Origin of the sequence: Streptomyces sp. NPDC002701 (genome assembly GCF_042889045.1) — a bacterium.
Taxonomy (GTDB): Bacteria; Actinomycetota; Actinomycetes; order Streptomycetales; family Streptomycetaceae; genus Streptomyces.
In genome coordinates this window covers 601554-618214 of record NZ_JBIAQL010000005.1, presented here as the reverse complement: position 1 = coordinate 618214, position 16661 = coordinate 601554, and the positions used below count along the sequence as shown (strand labels likewise).

Here is a 16661-nt window from a genome sequence, read left to right as displayed (position 1 = left end):
GACAAAGCTGTGAGCCATGGGCATCGAAGAATACGGCGGCGGTCAGGGTCCCCGGCCCGACGTCCTGGTCGTGACGACGAACGACGTACCCGGCTACCGGGTCGAACAGGTCATCGGTGAGGTCTTCGGACTGACGGTCCGCTCCAGACATCTGGGCAGCCAGATCGGCGCGGGCCTGAAGTCGATGATCGGCGGCGAGCTGAAGGGCCTCACCAAGACACTGGTGGAGACCCGCAACCAGGCGATGGAGCGGCTCATCGAACAGGCACGGGCGCGGGGCGCCAACGGCGTGCTGATGTTCCGCTTCGACGTGACCGAGGCGGCCGACATGGGGACGGAGGTGTGCGCGTACGGCACGGCCGTGGTGATGGTCAAGGAGTAGCGGGTCCCTTCGCCGGTAAGGGGCGCCCGCCGTTGCGGACGCCCCTTACCGGCTTACCGGCGCGCGCGAACCGCTTACCGGCGCGTGGACACCACACCGGCCGCTACCCCGCGTGGCGTGCCGCGTTCGCCGCGATCGCGTCCCGCAGGTGCGCGGCCAGCCCCGGACCCATGGCGTCGTAATAGGCCGTGAAGCGCTCGTCGGCCACGTACATCTCGCCCAGGCACCGGTGCATGTCGTACGGGCACTCGTAGAACCACTCGTCGATCTGCAGCCGGTGTTCCTCGGCCAGGTCCATGGCGCGCTCCCCCGTGGCGCGCTCCCCCGACGCCACGAGGGCGGCGTAGCGCTCGCCCCAGGAGGCGACCTCGGCCTGCATGCGCTGCCAGTCGTCCTTGCCGTAGCGGGCGGTCCGCCGTCGCGACTCGGCGTACGCCTCCGTGCCGCCCCAGCGGCGCTCGGCCTCCTCCGCGTGCTCCTCGGGGTCCTTGTCGCCGAAGACCTCGAACTTCTCCTCGGGTGTGAGATCGATGCCCATCGTGCGTGCCTCCATGGCGTGTTCCACGGCCGCCGCCATCTTCCGCAGTTTCTCGATCCGGTCGGACAGCAGCTCGTGCTGCCGGCGCAGGTGCGCGCGCGGGTCCGTGTCCGGGTCGTCGAGCAGGGCGGCGACCTCGTCGAGCGGGAAGCCGAGCTCCCGGTAGAAGAGGATCTGCTGCAGCCGGTCGAGGTCGGCGTCGCTGTAGCGCCGGTGGCCCGCGTGGCTGCGCCCGCCCGGTACGAGCAGGCCGATCTCGTCGTAGTGGTGCAGCGTCCGCACCGTCACCCCGGCGAAACCGGCGACCTGTCCCACCGAATGGCTCATCGCTTCCGCTCCCTCCTTCTCGGTACACGCCCCAGAGTGAGCCCTCACGTCACGGGAGGTGCAAGCCCGCGATCCTCCCGGCGTCATGTCGCTTTTACCCTCTTATGACGGCGGGGTGGCCCACCATGGAGACCTCGGCCCCACCCCGACGACCGGAGGCACCATGCCGCTCCACCGAGGCCCCGCGAAGTCCGACGAGCACCCCTCGACCGTCAACCCCTTCTACGGGGAGGCGAACCCGGTCGGCGGCATGACCGAGGCCCCGCCCCGGCACCGGCTGCCGGACGGGCCCCTGGCGCCCTCCACCGCCTATCAGCTGGTGCACGACGAACTGATGCTGGACGGGAACTCCCGGCTCAACCTCGCGACCTTCGTCACCACCTGGATGGAGCCGCAGGCCGACGTGCTGCTCGGTGAGTGCCGGGACAAGAACATGATCGACAAGGACGAGTACCCGCGCACGGCCGAGCTGGAGCGCAGGTGCGTGGCGATGCTCGCCGACCTGTGGAACGCGCCCGATCCGGCCGCCGCCGTGGGCTGTTCGACCACGGGGTCCAGCGAGGCGTGCATGCTCGCGGGCATGGCGCTCAAGCGCCGCTGGACCCGGCGGAACGCGGACCGGTACCCGGGCGCCCGCCCGAACCTCGTCATGGGTGTCAACGTCCAGGTCTGCTGGGAGAAGTTCTGCAACTTCTGGGAGGTGGAGGCACGCCAGGTCCCCATGGAGGGCGACCGCTTCCACCTGGACCCGCAGGCGGCGGCCGAGCTGTGCGACGAGAACACCATCGGGGTCGTCGGCATCCTCGGCTCCACCTTCGACGGGTCGTACGAGCCGGTCGCCGACCTCTGCGCCGCGCTGGACGCGTTGCAGGCGCGCACGGGTCTGGACGTCCCCGTCCACGTGGACGGGGCGTCCGGCGCGATGGTCGCCCCCTTCGTCGACGAGGACCTGGTCTGGGACTTCCGGCTGCCGCGCGTCGCCTCCATCAACACCTCGGGGCACAAGTACGGGCTGGTCTACCCGGGCGTCGGCTGGGCCCTGTGGCGCTCGGCCGCCGAGCTGCCGGAGGAACTGGTCTTCCGGGTGAACTACCTGGGCGGCGACATGCCGACCTTCGCCCTCAACTTCTCCCGCCCGGGGGCCCAGGTGGTGGCGCAGTACTACACGTTCCTGCGGCTGGGCCGCGAGGGCTACCGGGCCGTCCAGCGGACGACCCGGGACGTCGCCCAGGGGCTCGCGCAACGGATCGGGGCCCTCGACGACTTCCGGCTCCTGACCCGGGGCGACCAGCTGCCGGTGTTCGCCTTCACCACCGCGCCTGAGGTCACGGCGTTCGACGTCTTCGACGTGTCCCGGCGCATGCGGGAGCGGGGCTGGCTGCTGCCCGCGTACACCTTCCCCCCGAACCGCGAGGACCTGTCCGTGCTGCGGGTGGTGTGCCGCAACGGCTTCTCCTCCGACCTCGCCGAACTGTTCACCGAGGACCTGACGCGCCTGCTGCCCGAACTGCGCCGGCAGTCGCGTCCGGCGACCCGGGACAAGGACGCGGCGACGGGCTTCCACCACTGAGCCGCCCCCGCCACGCCCCCGCCGTCCCCCGGGCCCTCCGTCCCCCGGCCCTCCGCAGGGCGGCTGAGGGCCGGGGGACGGCTCGGACGACCTACTTGTCCAGCGCCCCGAACCGCCGTACCGCCAGCGGGAAGAACACCGCCAGCAGGGCCAGTGGCCAGGCCACCGCCACCCAGACGTGCCCCGCCTCGGCGCCCGGCGCCCCGAACAGGTCGCGTACGGCCGCGGCCGTCTGGGACAGCGGGTTCCACTCGACGGCCGTGCCCAGCCAGCCCGGCATGGACTCCGGGGTCGCGATGGCGTTGGAGAGGAAGCCGACGGGCCAGACGAGGATCTGCACGGCCTGCACCATCTCGGGCTTCCCGGCCACGATCGCCAGCAGGATGCCGATCCACAGCATCGCGAACCGCAGCAGCAGGAGCAGCCCGAAGGCCCCCGCGAAGGCGCCCAGGGTGCCGTGCACGCGCCAGCCGAGCGCGTACCCGACCCCCATCAGCACGGCCAGGCCGAGCGCCGACTGGAGCATGTCGGCGATCGAACGGCCCACCAGAACCGCCCCGTCGGCCATGGGCATCGACCGGAAGCGGTCGATCACCCCCTTGTTGAGGTCCTGGGTGACGGCCAGCATCGTGCCCTCCAGGCCGAAGGCCATGGTGAGCGCGAGCATGCCGGGCAGCAGGAAGTCGACGTAGTCGCCGTCGACACCCCGACCGCCGCCGATCAGGTAGCCGAACATCAGCAGGAGCATCACGGGGAAAGCCAGACCGACCAGGACCTGGGCCGGCTGCCGCGCCCAGTGGGCCAGTTCGCGCCGGGTCATGGTCCAGGAATCGCTCAGCGCGTACGTGGTCACGCCGTCTCCTTCACGGGGTCGAAGCCGGAGTCCGGGCCGGAGACCGGACCGCGGTCCGCGGCGGGGTGCGTGCCGGGGTCCGCGCCGGGATCGCCGCCCGCGGTGAGGTGCAGGAACACCTCGTCCAGCGTCGGCCGCCGCAGGGCCACGTCCTCGGCCTCTATGCCGGCCTCCTCCAGGGCCCGTACGACCCCGGCGAGGACCTTCATGCGGTCGGTGGCCGGGGCGCTCAGCAGACGCCGGTCGACGTCCACGGAGACCTCCGGCCGGGCGAGCGGCAGCAGGGCGACCGCTGCTCCCAGCTGACCGCCGTCCCGCAGCACCACGTCGATGCGGTCCCCGCCCGTCAGGGCCTTGAGCTCGTCCGCGGTGCCGCCGGCGACGACCTGCCCGCGGTCGACGACCGCGATCCGGTCGGCGAGCTGGTCGGCCTCCTCCAGGTACTGCGTGGTGAGCAGTACGGTCGTACCGCCGCCGACCAGGGAGCGCACCGCCTTCCAGACCTCCGCCCGGCCGCGCGGGTCCAGACCCGTGGTCGGCTCGTCCAGGAAGATCACCTCCGGTTCGGTGATGAGCGAGGCGGCCAGATCCAGCCGGCGCCGCATCCCGCCGCTGTACTGCTTCACCGCCTTGCGGCCCGTGTCCGCGAGGTCGAAGCGCTCCAGGAGTTCGCCGGCCCGCACGCGCGCGTGGCGGGCACCCAGGTGGTAGAGACGCCCGAACATCTCCAGGTTCTGCCGGCCGCCGAGCTCCTCGTCGAGCGCCGCGTGCTGGCCAAGGAGGCCGATGCGGCGGCGCACCTCCCGTGCCCGGGTCAGCACGTCGTGCCCGGCCACCTCCACGCGGCCCCTGTCGGGCCGCAGCAGTGTGGACAGGATCCGGACCAGGGTCGTCTTGCCCGCGCCGTTGGGGCCGAGCACCGCGTGCACCGTGCCGCGCCCGACCCGCAGGTCGAGCCCGTCCAGCGCGTCTGTGTCTCCGTACCGCTTCCGTACGCCCTCGACGACGATCGCGTCGGTCATCGGGCTCCCTCCGTCTTCAGGTAATCAAACTTGACTACCAGTTCAGCGACCGAGAGTATGCCCGCGGGCCGCCTTAGTCAAACTTGATTACCTGGCATCTCCCGGATGCGTCTCACCCGTGCTGTACGGGTTCTCCTCGCCCTCCGCCAGGACCCCCACGAACGGCTCGCCCTCGCCCGCGAAGCTGTACGCGCCGTCCTTGATCCGCCGGATGAGTCCACGGGTCCACTCGGCGCCGCTGTCGGCCGAGTGGACCCAGAAGTTCATGATCTCGCCGATGTGGCCCAACTGGACGGGGCCGTCCTCCGGCACGTAGTGCTCGGTGACGGCCGAGCGCCACTCCTCGATGACACGCACCCGCTCCTCCAGGAGTTCGAGCGCCTCCTCACGGCCGAGGTCCACCATGAAGCCGAGCGCCGCGGAGAGGATGTCCGGCTTCTGGTCGTACGCGGTCAACGACTCGCGCAGGATTCTGAGGAACTCCTGCGTGCCCTTCTCCGTGATCTCGTACTCGGTGCGCGGCGGGCCGCCGGCCGTGGAGGGGGCGATCTCGTGCGCGATCAGCAGTCCCTGCTTCGCCATCTGCTTGAGCGCGTGGTAGATCGAGCCCGGCTTGGCGTTGGACCACTCGTGCGCCCCCCAGTACTCCAGGTCGTTGCGCACTTGGTAGCCGTGGGCCCGGCCGTGCTGGCGTACGGCGCCGAGGACGAGGAGGCGGATCGCTGACATGCGGCCAAGCGTAGGACGGCCGGCGGCGGCCCCGGCTGCGGGCCCCACCGGGACGCGACCGTCCGCCGGGACGGGGCGGCGGCCGTCCGCAGGAACGGGGAGGAGCCGCGGCTAGAAGGGGAAGAAGCTGCGGCCGTGCTGGACCGAGATCCACTTCTGGGTGGTGAACGCCTCCACCGTCGCCTCGCCGTTCAGGCGGCCGATGCCGGAGGACTTCTCGCCGCCGAAGGCGACCAGCGGCTCGTCGTGCACGGTGCCGTCGTTCACGTGGAACATGCCCGTGTCGATCCGCTGGGCGAAGGCGACACCGCGTTCGACGTCGGCCGTGTGCACGGCTCCGCTGAGCCCGTACGGGGTGTCGTTGACGATCCGTACGGCCTCCTCCTCGCCGTCGAACGGGACGAGGAGTGCCACGGGTCCGAAGATCTCCTGGCGGAGGATCTCCGAGTCGGCGGGCAGGCCGGTCAGGACGGTCGGCTCGACGAGGTTGTCGGCGGCGGCGCCGTGCACGAGCGCGGTGGCGCCCTCGGCGATCGCCTGCGCCACGACACCCGTGACGGCGTCCGCCTGCGAGGAGTTGATGAGCGGGCCGATGACGGTCTGCGGGTCGCTCGGGTCGCCGACCTTCAGCGTCTTCACCTTGGCGACGAACTTCTCCGTGAACTCGGCCTCCACGGAGCGGTCCACGAGGACGCGGTTCGCGGCCATGCAGACCTGGCCCTGGTGCACGTACCGGCTGAAGACGGCGGCGTCCACGGCGTAGTCGACGTCCGCGTCGTCCAGGACCACCAGGGCGCTGTTGCCGCCCAGTTCGAGGATCGAGCGCTTGAACTGCGCGGCGCAGACGGTCGCGACATGGCGGCCGACCTTGTCGGAGCCGGTGAAGGAGATGACCTTCGGGACCGGGTGCTCGATGAAGGCGTCGCCGATCTCCGCGATGTCGGTGATCACGACGTTCAGCAGACCGGCGGGCAGGCCCGCGTCCTCGAAGATCTTCGCGACCAGGGCACCGCCCACGATCGGGGTGTTCTGGTGCGGTTTGAGGACCACGCCGTTGCCGAGGGCCAGGGCCGGCGCCACGGACTTGAGCGACAGCAGGAACGGGAAGTTGAAGGGGCTGATCACTCCGACGACGCCGACCGGGACGAGGTAGAGGCGGTTCTCCTTGCCGTCGCCCGGCGAGGGAATGATCTTTCCCTGGGGCCGCAGCGCCAGGTTCACCGACTCGCGCAGGAACTCCTTGGCGAGGTGCAGTTCGAAGCCGGCCTTCAGATGCGTGCCGCCGAGCTCCGCGATGATCACCTCGGTGATCTCCCGCTCGCGCTCCTCGACGATCCGCAGGGCCTTCTCGAAGACGGCCCGCCGCGCGTACGGGTTCGTCGCCGCCCATTCCTTCTGCGCCCGGGCGGCGGCCCGGTATGCCTGATCCACTTCGTCGACCGTGGCTATGGTGATCGAGGCCAGCTTCTCCCCGTCGTACGGGTTGAAGTCGATGATGTCCCAGGAGCCGGTACCCGGGCGCCACCGGCCGTCGATGTACTGCTGAGCCAGGTCGGTGAAGTAGGACGACATGTGATTCCTCAATCCCTTGCAGCCGAAGGCAACAGCCCGGTCGTCTTCACGGTCTGATCACATGTCATCGTACGGGTGTTTCAGGAGAGTTGGAGCAGTCCTCTGAGCAAATCGCGGCTCTCGTCGGGGCCCGGACTGTCCTGCTGGAGCTCCTTCATCGCCTTCTCGTACTGGGCGACGTCCTCGCGCTTGTCCAGATACAGCGCACTGGTGAGCTGCTCCAGATAGACCACATCGGACAGATCGGACTCGGGGAAGCTGAGCACCGTGAAGGCGCCGCTCTCCCCGGCGTGCCCGCCGAAGCTGAACGGCATGACCTGGAGCCGCACGTTGGAGCGCTGGGAGATGTCGATGAGGTGCTGGAGCTGGCCGCGCATCACGCTCCGGTCGCCGTACGGCCGGCGCAGCGCCGCCTCGTCCAGCACCACGTGGAACTGGGGTGCGCTCTCGGCCACGAGGTACTTCTGGCGCTCCAGCCGCAGCGCCACGCGCCGCTCGACGTCGGCCGCGCTCGCGCCCTTCATGCCGCGGGAGACCACCGCGTGCGCGTACGCCTCGGTCTGCAGCAGCCCGTGCACGAACTGGACCTCGTACGAGCGGATCAGGGCGGCGGCGCCCTCCAGACCGACGTAGGTCGGGAACCAGCTGGGCAGGACGTCCGAGTAACTGTGCCACCACCCCGCGACGTTGGCCTCCTTGGCGAGGGAGAGCAGCGACTTGCGCTCCGCCTCGTCGGCGATCCCGTAGAGCGTCAGCAGATCCTCGACGTCCCTCGTCTTGAAGCTCACCCGGCCCAACTCCATACGGCTGATCTTCGATTCGGAGGCGCGGATCGAGTAACCGGCCTTCTCCCGGGTGATCCCGCGCGATTCGCGCAGCCGCCTCAGATGCGAGCCCAGCAGCATGCGCCGTACCACCGATCCCGACTCCTGCGCGCTCACGTTCGCCAAGCCTCCCCAACCCGTCTTCAAGGGCCGCAGTCTGCCACTAAAACACTTCAAGCAGTACTCGTTCGGTTACAGAAACGGCAAGCTTTCAGGGGAGAAACACAGGAATCGACAAGGAGAAGACAAGCCAGACCCAGAAAAGTGACGCGGAGATGGCGGAAAAAATGACCAAGAAGTGGCATGGGAAGGTCCAATTCGGGCGCGTGCACGTGCATCTGCCCTTGCATCTGCTGAACGCATTGGGAACGATGGTCTCGCGCCACCGCTGCATCGCAACGACCGCGAACCCCGGGAGTGCCTCGCATGGGGACGAATGGATCGACCATGCTCGAGCCGTTACGGCAGGGGCTTCCGCCACTGGACCCCGCGACCGTGTCCAACGCCGCCTCCTGCGCCCTGCGACCCCGTTACGAAGCGGTGCGCGACGCACGGCAGTTCACCCGCCGCACGCTGGACCAGTGGGACGTGGGCAACCGCTTCGACGATGTCTGTCTGGTGGTCTCGGAACTCGTCACCAACGCGCTGCGGCACGCGCTGCCCGCGGACACCCCCCGGCCGGCCGACCAGGACCCGCCCGTGCGGCTGCATCTGATGCGGTGGACCGGGAGACTCGTGTGCGCCGTGCGCGACCCCAGCCACGACAGCCCGGTCGCGGGCGACTCCGACGACTGCTCCGCCGAGTCGGGACGCGGCCTGTTCCTGGTCGAGTCCTTCGCCGACGGCTGGGGATGGCACCCGCTGGCCGGCACGCTCAACGGCAAGGTCGTCTGGGCCCTGTTCCGCCTGGGGACCCCGGCGTGACGGACCGCGGCACTTCGCCGCGCCGCGGTTCTACGCGCGTTACGCCCCCATGGGGGCCGTGCGACGCGCCGATCGCCCGCGGGTACCTGGGCGGGGCCCGGCCGGGTCCGGGAATCAGCCCGCTATCAGGTGGTCGAACTCGCCGTCCTTGATGCCCAGGAGCATCGCCTCGATCTCCGCGCGCGTGTAGACGAGGGCCGGGCCGTCGGGGAAGCGCGAGTTGCGCACGGCCACCTCACCGCCCGGCAGCCGGGCGAACTCCACGCAGGAGCCCTGCGAGTTGCTGTGTCTGCTCTTCTGCCAGGCCGCCTCGTGCAGCTCCGTGGCAGCCATGCCGTTGTACACGTCGTGGTCCACAGGTCGCTCCCCGGTGGTGCATTGGCGTCTGTTGCCGCTGTTGCCCTTGATGCAGTGGTCAACTGCCCCGGATCATAGCTGTCTTCACATGCAGATGCATGGGCAGATGCACGTGCACGGGGGGTGGTCTAGTGGTTACAACTTTGACGGTTGCGAAGCCCGAATCGTTCCAATGCCGCGCCCCGTCCACCTAGGAGGACGCACACCGGGCCCTTCCTGTTCCAGAACGGCCCCGTCCCGTCCGACGAATGAACGGGCGGGGCGGGGCCGTCGGGGAGACGGGGCTCTGTGGGGCGCGGGAGACGGGGGAGGCTCCGGGGACCTCGGTACACCTGGGGGAACCGTGAGCCACGGGGTCCCTGCCGGGGTTGCCGCGGCGGCGCGGGCCACCGCGGGTGTACGGCGGCGGGGCCGTCTCGCGGGCGTCCTCGACCGCGCGGGCCGGGCCGCGCCGCTGCCGGGCGGACGCCTCGGCGTCCCTGCGACTGCGAATCCTTCCCGGGCCGCGGGATCGTCGCCGCCGGCGAGGCGGGCACCGGCGCGGGGCCGGTCCCGGGGGTGAAGCCGCCGGGACGCGGGCCGCCGCCCGCGACCACCGCGGCCATCACCTTCGGCCCGACCGAGTCCCACGGCTCATCACCCCTCGGGGGTGGAGGCTGAGCGCGTAGCCCTACCGGGGGGCTGGGGACGAGTGCTTCGTCCTCGGGGCCGTGGGGGCTGGGCGCGCAGTTCCCCGCGCCCCTAAGGCGGGGTCAGGGCTGGGCACGTCGGAACTCGCGGGCCCCGGGGGTGGCCGGGGCGGGCGCGCGAGCACTTCGTCCTCAGGGCCGTGGGGGTTGAGCGCGCAGTTCCCCGCGCCCCTAGGGCGGGGTGAGGGCTGAGCACGTCGGAACTCGCGGGCCCCAGGGGTGGCCGGGGCGGGCGCGCGAGCACTTCGTCCTCAGGGCCGTGGGGGTTGAGCGCGCAGTTCCCCGCGCCCCTAAGGCGGGGTGAGGGCTGGACACGTCGGATCTTGCGCCCCCTGAGGGTAGCCGGGGGCGCAGCGCGTGCATGGGTGGCGCTGGTGTGCCCCTTTAGGGGCGCGGGGAACTGCGCGATCAGCCCGAGGCGGCCCGCACGGGCGGACGCGCGTCGCCCCGGGGTCGAGGTCACCGCCTCGGTACGCCGCCAGGGCGTACCGGAAGGCACGACTGGTAGCTTGCTGCGATCGTCCCGGTGGCACCCACGCCACCAGCGGTACCCGACCCTTGGGGGCTCCAGTGACTCCGGCGACCTTCTCCCGCAGGCAGGCCCGGCTCGCGACCACGGCGGCGGCGCTGACGGCCGCGCTCGCCCTGGCGACGGGCTGCAGCGGGGACGGCGGCGGGGACGGCGGCGGGGACGGCGACAAGGACCCGTCCCCCGAAGCGAGCGCATCCGCGACCGGGTCCGCGGACACCGGCGGCGGCTCCGGCGACAGCACGGCCACCGCCGGCGACCTGGAGGGCAACTGGCTGGCCACCAAGGACGGCAAGGCGGTCGCCCTGGTGATCACCGGCAAGGAGGCCGGGCTGTTCTCGACGAGCGGCTCCGTGTGCAGCGGCACCGCCGGCGAGACCTCCGGCACCCGGACGATCGCGCTGAAGTGCACCGACGGCAACACGGACCGGGCCGAGGGCAAGGTGGACTCCGTCGACTCCACGACCCTGAAGGTCACCTGGGAAGGCTTCGGCGAGGAGACGTACACCAAGTCCGAGGGCGCGGGCCTGCCGTCCGGCCTGCCTACGGCGAGTCTGGGTTCCTGACGCCACCGGCGTCCGGGCTCTTCGCGGCCGCCGCCGTCCCGTCGAGCGTCATGGGCGGCACGGCGGTGTCGAGGGCCTCGGACAACTCGGTGAGGGCGTCGAGGACGAGGCGCGCGGCAGCACGTACGAACGCGTCGTTGTCGCCGTCGTTGTCCTTGTCGCCATCGCCATCGCCGTCGAGGGCCGCGGGCTCGGCGTCGTCCCTGGAGGCGGCGGTCTCCCACGCCTCCACGGCGGCCCGTACGGCGTCCCAGGCAGGGACCCGTCGCTCCCGGACGGCCCTGGCGCCCTGCTGGATGGACTCGCGCAGGGCCTCGGCGAGGCCGGCCGCCGCCGGGACCGGAGCCGTGCCGCGCTCCGGGAGGTGGGCCTCCAGGAGCATGACGACCCGGCCCAGTTGGGCGAGCGCGTCCTCGGCGTCGTCGGCGGCGGTCCGGGAGAGCCCGCGGTGGCGGACCGGTTCGGCGGTGGCGCGGGCCACGGCGGTGTGCCAGGCGGCCCGCGCGGTGCGCGCGGTGAGCAGGGCCTCGCGGACGTCCGGGGCACTCCTGAGCGCCGGGTCGGCGTAGGAGCCGAACACCACGGCGGCGTAACGGCCCTGGGCGGTCAGCCAGTCCGCGAGGCGGGTGCGCAGACGCGGGGTCTCCCACGCCGGATAGAGGGCGTACGCGAGCATCGCCAGCAGCCCGCCGAGCAGCGTGAGCAGGACGCGTTCGGGCACGGTCTGCGTCCACTGCTCACCGCCCATGCCGAGCAGGAAGACGACGTACGCGGCGATGCAGCCCTGGGCGGCGAACTGTCCCGTACGCATCAGTAGGTACATGAGCGCGGCACTCACCACGGCAAGGGTGCCGGAGAGGTACGTGCCGGGGTCGGCCAGCCGCACCACGCCCGTGGCCACGGCCACGCCGACGACTGTCCCGCCGAGACGGGCCACCGACCGGCTGTACGTCTGGGAGAAGTCCGGCCGCATGACCATGACCGAGGTCAGCGGCACCCAGTAGCCGTGGCCGAGAGGCAGCCAGGCGCCGAGGACGTATCCGGTGGCGGCGACCGCGGAGACGCGCGTGGCGTGGCGGGTCATGGGGGAGCCCCTGCGGAGTTCCTTGCGCATGGCTCTGAGCGCGGTCGGGAACAGGGCGAGGAACGTGGGACGGGCGCGGGCGGCCGGCAGCTGCTCGCGCGCCTCCGCGCGCCCCCTCCCACCTGCCGCCTTGCGGTCCGCCGTGCTGCCGCCCGCCGTTTCCAGCACGTCCTGGAGGAGGGTGTCGAGGCGGGTCGCCGCGCGGTAGGGGCGTCCGGTGAGGATGCTGCCGGTGTCCGGGGTACGGAAGGTGGACAGGGCCGCGGCCGGAACCGTCACGGGCTCGCCGCGGCGGATCGCGTGCGCGGCGGCGTCGAGGACGGCGCCGGCCGCGGCGAGCAGTTCACGGACCCGGTCACGGGCGGGGCCCTCCGCCGGGACGCCCGTCGCCGGGTCGGCGAGGGAGGCGAGGACCGGCCGGATGCGCTCGGCGACCCCGCGGGCGCCGTGCAGTTCGGCGGGACGGCGGCGGGCCTGGCGGGGCGTGACGGCGGCCGCGTCGCGGGCCTCCATCAGGGGCAGCGGGTCGAAGGACGCGAGAGGGTCGTGGCGCAGCCGCCGCGCGTAGTCGGCCTCGGCGGCGAGGGCGTCGGCGAGCGCGTCGCGATGGGCACCCCACCGTCGTACGGGGAACAGGACGATCAGCGCGGCCTGGACGACCCCGCCGACGACCATCATGGCGGCGTGGCCCGCGGCCTGGGCGACGGAGGTCGGCAGGGTGACCGTCACCAGCATGATCGCCACGTTCGAGGACGCGATCAGTCCGATGGTCGGGCCCGCGGCCCAGCTCAGCCCCGCCGCGAACGTCCACAGCACCAGCAGCGCGAGGAAGAGCGGCTCCTGGGAGACCGTCAGGTAGCCGAGGAACGTGGAGACGGCGAGGCTCGTACCGGAGGCGAGGGCCAGTTCGGGGCGGGGGCGCCAACTGCGCTGGAACGTCGCGATCGCCGCCTGGAACGCGCCGAACGCCGAACTCGCGGCGACGACGGGCCCGAAGGCCCACAGGCTCACCGCGATCACGAGCGCGAGCCCCAGCGCTCCGCGCACCGCGACGAGGGGTTCGAGCCGCTTCTTCTCCACGGCGAGGCCCGAGCGCGCGGTGTCCTTGAGCGCTCGTCGCCAACTCACTGCGCCAGGGTACGGGAGGGTACGGGAGGGCGCTGAGCAGGTGAAGCACGTGCGGCCCGCCCCGGCCCACTCCGGCTTGCAACGGGCGGCGTACGCGCGGCCTGGCCCGGCCCCGAACGGGCATGCGTTCGAGCGGCGGTGGAATCCGGGCACGCGGAACCGCATGATGATCTACAAGCACGGCCACCCCTTCGGACGGCACCGCGTCCGACATCCCGTTCGCCCGGTTCAGCCCAGCTCAGCCCGGCTCAGCCCGACCCGGTTCACCCAGAGGCCAGAGGAAACCCATGCGCACCCTGCCGATCGCCGTCACCGCTCTCGCGGCGACGCTCACCCTGACCCTGACCGCCTGCGGAGGCGACGACGGTGGCGGCGGTGACAAGAAGACCGGCGGCAAGAAGTCCGGTTCCTCGGCCCCGGCCGCCTGCGCGGCCGACAAGCTCGGCCAGGAGGTCGCGGCCAGCGAGGCACCGGCGGCGGGCGACACGGGGACCGTCTCGGTGACCCTCACCAACGGCTCCGGCGCCGACTGCATCCTGGAGGGCTTCCCCTCCGTGACGCTGAAGGCCGGCAGCAGCAGCTTGTCCGTCCCTTCGGAGGAGTCCGCGAAACCGGAGAAGCTGACCGTGCAGCAGGACGAGACGGTCGGCTTCACGATCACGTACGTACGAGGCCCCGCCGGCGACCCGGCGAAGGCCGCTGCCGTGAAGACCACGCAGTACGTACTGCCCGGCACGGACACCGAGTTGTCGTTCCCGTGGGAGTACAGCGAGGTCGCCCTCCGAAGCGGGACCGAGCCGAACGCCTCGGTGACCCCGCTCCAGCGGACGGGCGACTGAGCCCGCCTTCGCGTCGCCGACGGAGAAGGAGGACGGTCTGAGCGCTCGCCCCCCCGTGCCGCTTCACGCCACCCAGCGTCACGCCACCCCGCGTTACGCCACTCGGCGCCACCCAGCCTCACCCCACGCCGACGCGACGGTCCCCCGCGAGGACGCCGGGCCGACGGCCGCACACCTGAGCGTGCCCGCCGGCCCCGCCTCACGGACGCGTGAGGGCTACTACGCGGCGGAGGGAGCCGCGACCCGCGCCGCCGAACGCGGGCAGCGGATGCCCCTGGCGGGCTGGCAACCGCGGTCGGCGACCGCGACGGCGAAGCCACCGCCGGACGGCAGACGTACGCGGTTGCACCAGCACCAACGGCGGGGGCCGGGTGCTCGGCACCAACGGCGGGGGGACCGGATGTTCGGCGCCAACGCCCCGGGGCCCGGTGCTCGGCACCAACGACCGGGGGCCCGGGTGCTCGGCACCATCAGCCGGGGGCCGAGTGCTCGGCACCAACGGCCGTCGGACGGGCCTCCGTCCGACGGTCCCCGGCCGACGGTCTCCCGCCCGACGTCCCTCCGCCCGACGGACGCGAGCCCCCGCTCAGCCCCGCCCCGCTCAACCCCGCCCCAGCCGCGGCCGCCCCCCGACCTGGGCGCGGTCCGCCGCCGCGGCTCCCTCCTCCCAGCCGGCCACGTCGTTCACCCCGCGCATGCGGGTCGTGACGGTGTCAGGGAACATGCGCTCCGTGTGGTCCGCGACCGCGACATCGCGCGCGGCGAGGACCGGCAGCAACGCCCCGTCCGTGGCGGTCACCTGCCCCTCGGCCTCATCGGCCACCGCGGCCAGCCGGTCGCCGATGCGATGCGCGTACGCGGCGAGGAAGGACTGCCGGAAGGACTTCGTACGCTTCCTGCCGCCCGCGCGCTGGGCCGCCTCCGCCTTCGTCATCGCGGCCGTCGCCTGCACCAGGAGCGAGGTGTAGAGGAGTTCGACCGCCTCCAGGTCCGGTTCGAAGCCCACGACGGTGGAGAAGCCGAACGCCCCGTTCCACACCGCGCGGCAGCGGTTCGCCCCGGCCACCGCGTCGAGGAGGACCGCCTTGGCGGTCTCGTACGGCGGGTCGACGCCGATCCGGCAGGCACCGGGCGCGTCCTTCGCGTGCGTCCGCGCCGCCAGCAGCGCCTCGTCGATGCTGTGCCGCGCCATCAGTTCCTGCGCCTTGGCGCTCAGCGCCTCCGCCTCCTCCGGGAACCCGGTCGCCTCCGCCTTGGCGAGGAGTGCGCGGATACGGGCGAGCATGCGGGTGTCCCGCGAAGCAGCGGATCCCCCGAAGGACGAGGCCGAGCCCGAGGACGCTGACGCGGAGGGAGTCGCGGACGCCCCGGACACCCGCCCGCGCGGCGCGTGCGGCGACGTGGGCGGCTCCGGCGACTCCAACGGCTCCAGCGAAGGCAGCCGGAGCAGCAGCCGGTACAGCTCCAGGACGGCGGTCGCGTACGAGAAACGGTCCGTACGGAGTGCTCCGGGCGCGGACCCGGCACCGCCGGCGCCCGCACCATCACGCAGCACGTCGAGTTGCGCAGCCCAGCGCGCGCCGCGCGGAACGCGGTCCCGGTCGGCCTCGGCGAGGACCAGCTCCGACACGAGCCGCTCGTGCACCTCGTCCAGTTCGCGCCGCACGAGCCGTACGACGTCGGCGGGCTGCCAGCCGCGCCGCCAGGCCGCCGCGACGAACTCCTCGCCGCGGCGGGCGAGTTCGGCGTCGGAGCCGGGGTCGGCGGCGAGCAGGGAGGCGCCGGTGTCGAGGGCCGCGTCGGAGTCGGCGTAGAGGGCGGCGGCGAAGGCGCGCTCCACCGTGGTGGACGTACTACTCATCCCCCGATCGTGTCACGGGGTGCCACAGCGATGACATGTCAACCCAGGGTTGACGTCTCTGCGGTGTCAACCTACGGTTGACACATGACCACGAATCCCCGCGCCACCACATCCGTACGCCTCGACGACCTCATCGAGGCCATCAAGAAGGTCCACGAGGACGCCCTCGACCAACTCCAGGACGCGGTGATCGCCGCGGACCACCTCGGCGACGTGGCCGACCACCTGATCGGCCACTTCGTGGACCAGGCCCGGCGTTCGGGCGCGTCCTGGACGGACATCGGCAGGAGCATGGGCGTCACCCGGCAGGCGGCCCAGAAGCGGTTCGTACCGAAGGCGGAGTCGGACCTCGACCCGAGCCAGGGCTTCAGCCGCTACACGCCACGCGCCAGGAACGTGGTGGTGGCCTCCCAGGAGGAGGCCAGGACCGCGTCCAACGACCAGATCCGCACCGAGCACCTGCTCCTCGGCCTCATCGCCGAACCGGACGGCCTGGGGGCCAAGGCGATCACCGCGCAGGGCGTCACCCTGGACGCCGTGCGCACGGCCGCGAGCGCCGTCCTCCCGCCGCGGGCGGAGACCATGCCCGCACTCGTGCCCTTCGACGGCGGCGCCAAGAAGGTCCTCGAACTCACGTTCCGCGAAGCCCTGCGCCTGGGCCACAACTACATCGGTACGGAGCACATCCTGCTCGCGCTGCTGGAGCACGAGGCCGGAACGGGCGTACTGAGCGGACTCGGCGTCGACAAGACGGCGACCGAGGCGGAGGTCGCCAAGGCGCTGGCGGAGCTGACGAAGCCCCTCCAGAGGCCGGCCGAACAGGAGTGACCCGCGCGGGCTGAGCAGGGCGGTTGTCAGACCCTCCTG

The 16661-nt window shown here is 72.0% G+C and carries 15 protein-coding genes; 6 read left to right on the top strand and 9 right to left on the bottom strand.

The genetic code is table 11. The features are described 5' to 3' along the window. Positions 1–16 precede the first annotated feature (16 nt). Positions 17–382, top strand: coding sequence for a YbjQ family protein (locus ACFYXC_RS18480; protein WP_388911701.1), 366 nt, complete (start codon positions 17–19; stop codon positions 380–382). Between the two features lie 103 nt (positions 383–485). Here ACFYXC_RS18480 and ACFYXC_RS18475 read toward each other — a convergent pair whose 3' ends face one another. Next, positions 486–1247 carry a MerR family transcriptional regulator gene (locus ACFYXC_RS18475; RefSeq protein ID WP_389552682.1) on the bottom strand — a complete coding sequence of 254 codons (762 nt, stop codon included), beginning with the start codon at positions 1245–1247 and terminating at the stop codon, positions 486–488. 163 nt (positions 1248–1410) lie between these two features. Between ACFYXC_RS18475 and ACFYXC_RS18470 the strand changes: the two genes are divergently transcribed. Further along, positions 1411–2817, top strand: a complete 1407-nt coding sequence (locus tag ACFYXC_RS18470) for a glutamate decarboxylase (protein WP_389552679.1) — start codon at positions 1411–1413, stop codon at positions 2815–2817. Between the two features lie 91 nt (positions 2818–2908). On the opposite strand, the gene ACFYXC_RS18465 is transcribed toward ACFYXC_RS18470, so the two are convergent. The 5 genes from ACFYXC_RS18465 to ACFYXC_RS18445 form a co-directional block, all read right to left on the bottom strand. After that, the gene (locus ACFYXC_RS18465) at positions 2909–3670 is read right to left on the bottom strand and encodes an ABC transporter permease (protein WP_389552676.1); all 762 of its coding nucleotides are present in this window, start codon (positions 3668–3670) and stop codon (positions 2909–2911) included. After that, the gene (locus ACFYXC_RS18460; protein WP_389552673.1) at positions 3667–4692 is read right to left on the bottom strand and encodes an ATP-binding cassette domain-containing protein; all 1026 of its coding nucleotides are present in this window, start codon (positions 4690–4692) and stop codon (positions 3667–3669) included. Before ACFYXC_RS18460 ends, ACFYXC_RS18465 begins: the two co-directional genes overlap by 4 nt. A gap of 87 nt (positions 4693–4779) precedes the next feature. Further along, positions 4780–5421, bottom strand: coding sequence for a PadR family transcriptional regulator (locus ACFYXC_RS18455; protein ID WP_388911716.1), 642 nt, complete (start codon positions 5419–5421; stop codon positions 4780–4782). A 111-nt stretch (positions 5422–5532) separates the two neighbouring features. After that, complete coding sequence (locus ACFYXC_RS18450; protein ID WP_389552670.1) at positions 5533–6993, bottom strand: aldehyde dehydrogenase family protein; 1461 nt, start codon at positions 6991–6993, stop codon at positions 5533–5535. A gap of 80 nt (positions 6994–7073) precedes the next feature. After that, positions 7074–7898: a helix-turn-helix domain-containing protein gene (locus ACFYXC_RS18445; protein ID WP_389552855.1), complete on the bottom strand. Its 825-nt coding sequence runs from the start codon at positions 7896–7898 to the stop codon at positions 7074–7076. Positions 7899–8264: 366 nt separating this feature from the next. Here ACFYXC_RS18445 and ACFYXC_RS18440 point away from each other — a divergent pair, with 366 nt between their 5' ends. Then, positions 8265–8741, top strand: coding sequence for an ATP-binding protein (locus ACFYXC_RS18440; RefSeq protein WP_388911722.1), 477 nt, complete (start codon positions 8265–8267; stop codon positions 8739–8741). A 114-nt stretch (positions 8742–8855) separates the two neighbouring features. On the opposite strand, the gene ACFYXC_RS18435 is transcribed toward ACFYXC_RS18440, so the two are convergent. Next, positions 8856–9098, bottom strand: coding sequence for a DUF397 domain-containing protein (locus ACFYXC_RS18435; protein ID WP_079103477.1), 243 nt, complete (start codon positions 9096–9098; stop codon positions 8856–8858). Between the two features lie 1259 nt (positions 9099–10357). On the opposite strand from ACFYXC_RS18435, the gene ACFYXC_RS18430 reads away from it, so the two are divergent. Next, positions 10358–10882, top strand: a complete 525-nt coding sequence (locus ACFYXC_RS18430) for a hypothetical protein (protein ID WP_389552664.1) — start codon at positions 10358–10360, stop codon at positions 10880–10882. On the opposite strand, the gene ACFYXC_RS18425 is transcribed toward ACFYXC_RS18430, so the two are convergent. Continuing rightward, positions 10860–13094 carry an FUSC family protein gene (locus tag ACFYXC_RS18425; RefSeq protein WP_389552662.1) on the bottom strand — a complete coding sequence of 745 codons (2235 nt, stop codon included), beginning with the start codon at positions 13092–13094 and terminating at the stop codon, positions 10860–10862. The two genes, ACFYXC_RS18430 and ACFYXC_RS18425, sit on opposite strands and share 23 nt — an antisense overlap. 287 nt (positions 13095–13381) lie before the next feature. Here ACFYXC_RS18425 and ACFYXC_RS18420 point away from each other — a divergent pair, with 287 nt between their 5' ends. Then, positions 13382–13933: a DUF4232 domain-containing protein gene (locus tag ACFYXC_RS18420; RefSeq protein WP_389552659.1), complete on the top strand. Its 552-nt coding sequence runs from the start codon at positions 13382–13384 to the stop codon at positions 13931–13933. A gap of 601 nt (positions 13934–14534) precedes the next feature. Here the strand turns inward: ACFYXC_RS18420 and ACFYXC_RS18415 are convergent. After that, the gene (locus ACFYXC_RS18415) at positions 14535–15794 is read right to left on the bottom strand and encodes a DUF2786 domain-containing protein (protein ID WP_389552656.1); all 1260 of its coding nucleotides are present in this window, start codon (positions 15792–15794) and stop codon (positions 14535–14537) included. An 84-nt stretch (positions 15795–15878) separates the two neighbouring features. On the opposite strand from ACFYXC_RS18415, the gene ACFYXC_RS18410 reads away from it, so the two are divergent. Next, the gene (locus ACFYXC_RS18410; protein ID WP_389552653.1) at positions 15879–16622 is read left to right on the top strand and encodes a Clp protease N-terminal domain-containing protein; all 744 of its coding nucleotides are present in this window, start codon (positions 15879–15881) and stop codon (positions 16620–16622) included. Positions 16623–16661: the final 39 nt, after the last annotated feature.